Here is a 3304-nt window from a genome sequence, read left to right as displayed (position 1 = left end):
TTGGGGGCCTGGAGCGCCGCCGCCCGCTGCCGGCGCGCCGCGTCGCGCAGGTCGCCGGCGGCGCCCGCCCCCAGCTCCTCGAGCAGCGCGGCCAGCGGGCGCGTCACGGCGCCCGACGTCGCGGCGGCGAAGAACATCGCGACCGCGAGCGCCGCGGCCAGCAGCGCCGCGAGGCGGATCTCCTCGGTGCGCAGCGCGTCGGTCATCGCCTGCTCGCGCTCGGCCCCGCGCGCGGCGGCGGCGGCGCGCAGCTGCGCCAGGTCCTGCCCGATCCGGGTCACGTCCTCCATCGCCAGCGCCAGCACGCGCTCGGCGTCGCCGCTCCGCCCCAGCGCGCGGTAGGCGCGCACCATGGCGAGGCGCGCCTCGGTGGCCGACTGGCGGCTCCCCATCGCCTCGAGCTGCGCCCGCTCGGCGACCGTGAGCCCGTGCACCGCGACGGCGCGGCGGCGCAGGTCGTCGGCCTCCTCCATCGCCTGCTGGTAGCGGCGCAGGTAGGCGGGGTCCCCCGTCTCGGCGTAGCGCGAGCCGGCGACGATCTCGCGCAGCACGGCGGCGCCCACCTGCTGCACGGTGTCCTGGTGCACGCGCAGCTCGGCCATCGCGGCCGTCGCGCGCCCGGTGCTGTTCTGGAGCCCGGCGATCGCCACGCCGCCGGTGGCGGCCAGCAGGATCAGGTTGGCGCCGAAGCCGGCGCGCAGCCACCCGCGGATGGTGCGCGGGCGCAGCCCGTGCCGGCGCGTCAGCTCGTCGTCGCGGAGCGCCGCCGGCGCGGCGGGGGCGGGCGGCGCGGCGACCGGGGCGGGGGTGGGGTGCTCCAGCGTCCACCCCGGGATCTCGACCTCGCTCATCGGGGTCATCGGCGGGCCCCCGGGGCGGCGAGCGCCGCGGCCAGCGTGCCCGCGGCGGCCGAGCACCGAGTGCTGCGGGTCGAAGGCGATCGGGCCGGCGACGCCGGGGAGGGGGGGCGTGGTGCGCCCGAGGGCGGCGATCCAGTCGCGGACCTCGCGGCGGCGGCGCGGGGCGTCGCGGCCCACGGCGGCGGCGGCGCGCCCGACGAGCATCGCCGCCTCGTAGGCCATGGCGGCGCGGACGCCGGGGGCGCCGCCGAAGCGGGCGCCGTAGTCGCGCACGAACGCCTTGGCCTCGGGCGTCGCGGCGCGGTCGGCCACGAAGGCGACCGCGAAGTGCACCCCGTCGAACCCGGTCGAGTCGGCGAGCGGGGCGAGGGCGTCGCCGCCCAGCACCGGGACGCGCAGCCCGGCGCGGCGGAGGGCGCGCAGGAAGGGCCCCGCGTCCTCGGCGCTCCCCGGGAAGAGCACCAGGTCGGGCGCCAGCGTCGCCAGGTAGGCGGCGTACGGCTCCCACTCGGTCACGCCGGCGACGTACGGGTCGCGGGCCACGGCCTCGCCCTCGCGGGCGCGGTAGGCGCGGGCGAACGAGGCGCCCCAGTCCCGGCCGTAGGAGTCGTTCCGGTAGACCACCGCCGCCCGTCGGGCGTGCAGCGAGTCGAAGGCGAAGTCGGCGACCCCGCGCGAGGCGGTCTCGTCGCTGGGAGACATGCGGAAGAGCCACGGGCTCCGCCCCGCCAGCGCCCCGCTGGTGGCGGTGGGGGAGACGGCGACCACCGCCCGCCGCCCCTCGCCGTCCGCATCCTCATAGACGGGGAGGGCGTCGAGCGTGCGCCCGCTCTCGGCGTCGCCGACGATCCCGGCCACGCGCGGGTCGTCCCGCAGCCGCTCGGCGGCCCGCACGGCGCTGGTCAGCCCGCGCGGGGTCCGCAGGGCGACGAAGGCCACGCCGCGGGCGCGCACCGCCGGGTCGGCATTCAGGGCGGCGACGGCGAGGTCGACCCCCTGGTGGATCGCCTCCATCCCGGGGCGCTCGGGGTTGAGCGCGACGCCGATGGCGACGGTGTCGACGCCCGTCCGGGCGGCCGCGGCGCCCGGTCCCGGGCGGCAGGCGGCGGCGAGGAGGGCGAGCGCGGGGAGGAGGGCGGAGCGGAACGGTGCCGGCATGCCGGGAGCGCGGGCGGGGCGGGGCGGGCGCCGGCGGGCTGGTGCGGCGTCCGTGGCGAGCGCGGGAGTGACGACCCACGCGACCCCCGCGAAACCGTCGGGCACGCCGTCCGGCCGCGCACGTGTGGGGGATGTCCGGGCCGCGTGGTGGGGGAATCCCCGACACCGGCGTGGTGGGGTCCCCGCGCGCCGCGTCCGCCGCGCGTCGCCATGTTCCCCGGTCGCGCGGACGACCGGGCGCCGGCGCGCGCGCTGGCGCGCGATTTCCGCCGCGCGGCGCGCGCTCCGGTCGTGCTCCCTCGTGCACGGCTCACGCGCGCCTCGCGCACCGCTCGCTTGATGCGGGCGAAGCACGGGGATTAGGTTGCCCGTGCTCTACACCAACCTCGGCCGCGCTCGCCTTCGCGCCGCGCGCGTCGACAACGGCCGTCTCTCCACGGACCAGGCATGACACGGACCCACCACCCGCGACGGCTGGCAGCGGCGCTGCTAGCGGGTGCGGCGCTGCTCGCGCTGACCGCGTGCGACACCGGGCAGTACCCGAACTCGATCTTCACGAAGCACACCGAGTTCAACGCCGACGTCGGCTCGCTGTTCGGCCGCCTCTTCTTCTGGGGGACGATCGTCTTCGTCCTCGTCGAGGCGCTCCTGCTGTACGTGATCATCAAGTTCCGCCGCAAGCCCGGGCAGGCGGAGCCGAAGCACGTGCACGGCAACACGACGCTCGAGGTGCTGTGGACGGCCATCCCGGCCGTCATCCTCGTGTTCATCGCGGTGCCGACGGTGCGGACGATCTTCCGCACGCAGGCGAAGGCGCGCCCCGACGCGCTGCAGGTCGAGGTGATCGGCCACCAGTGGTGGTGGGAGTTCCGCTACCCCGAGTACAACGTCAGCACGGCCAACGAGCTGTACCTCCCGACGGGGCGCACGGTGAACTTCGCGCTCAAGACGGCGGACGTGCTGCACTCGTTCTGGATCCCGGCGCTGGCCGGGAAGCGCGACCTGATCTCGAACCACACGAACTTCCTGTGGTTCACCCCCGACAGCGCGCTCGGCGCGCAGTCGTGGAACGGGCACTGCGCGGAGTACTGCGGCGCGTCGCACGCGAACATGAAGTTCCGCGTGTACACGGTGACGCCGACGGAGTTCGACAGCTGGGTCGCCGGGCAGAAGGCGCCCGCGGCGTACGGCGCGGTGGCCGCCCCCGGGCAGAGCCCCTCGCCGGCGACGCCGGGCGACTCGGCGGCGGCCGCGGCGACGCGCTCGCAGGCCGGCGCCGCGGGCGC

Annotated in this window: 2 protein-coding genes; one reads left to right on the top strand and one right to left on the bottom strand. The window is 77.5% G+C overall.

Translation table 11 applies throughout. The features are described 5' to 3' along the window. Window positions 1-2018, bottom strand: a 2018-nt coding sequence (locus PYV61_RS22885; protein ID WP_275836047.1) for an ABC transporter substrate-binding protein, incomplete at its 3' end; no start/stop codon positions are given. 447 nt (window positions 2019-2465) lie between these two features. Here PYV61_RS22885 and coxB point away from each other — a divergent pair. After that, window positions 2466-3304: cytochrome c oxidase subunit II (gene coxB / locus PYV61_RS22880; RefSeq protein WP_275836045.1), on the top strand; the 839-nt coding region annotated here is incomplete at its 3' end.

This window comes from Roseisolibacter sp. H3M3-2, from assembly GCF_029211165.1.
Lineage (GTDB): Bacteria > Gemmatimonadota > Gemmatimonadetes > Gemmatimonadales > Gemmatimonadaceae > Roseisolibacter.
This window is presented reverse-complemented; position numbering and strand designations above follow the sequence as displayed.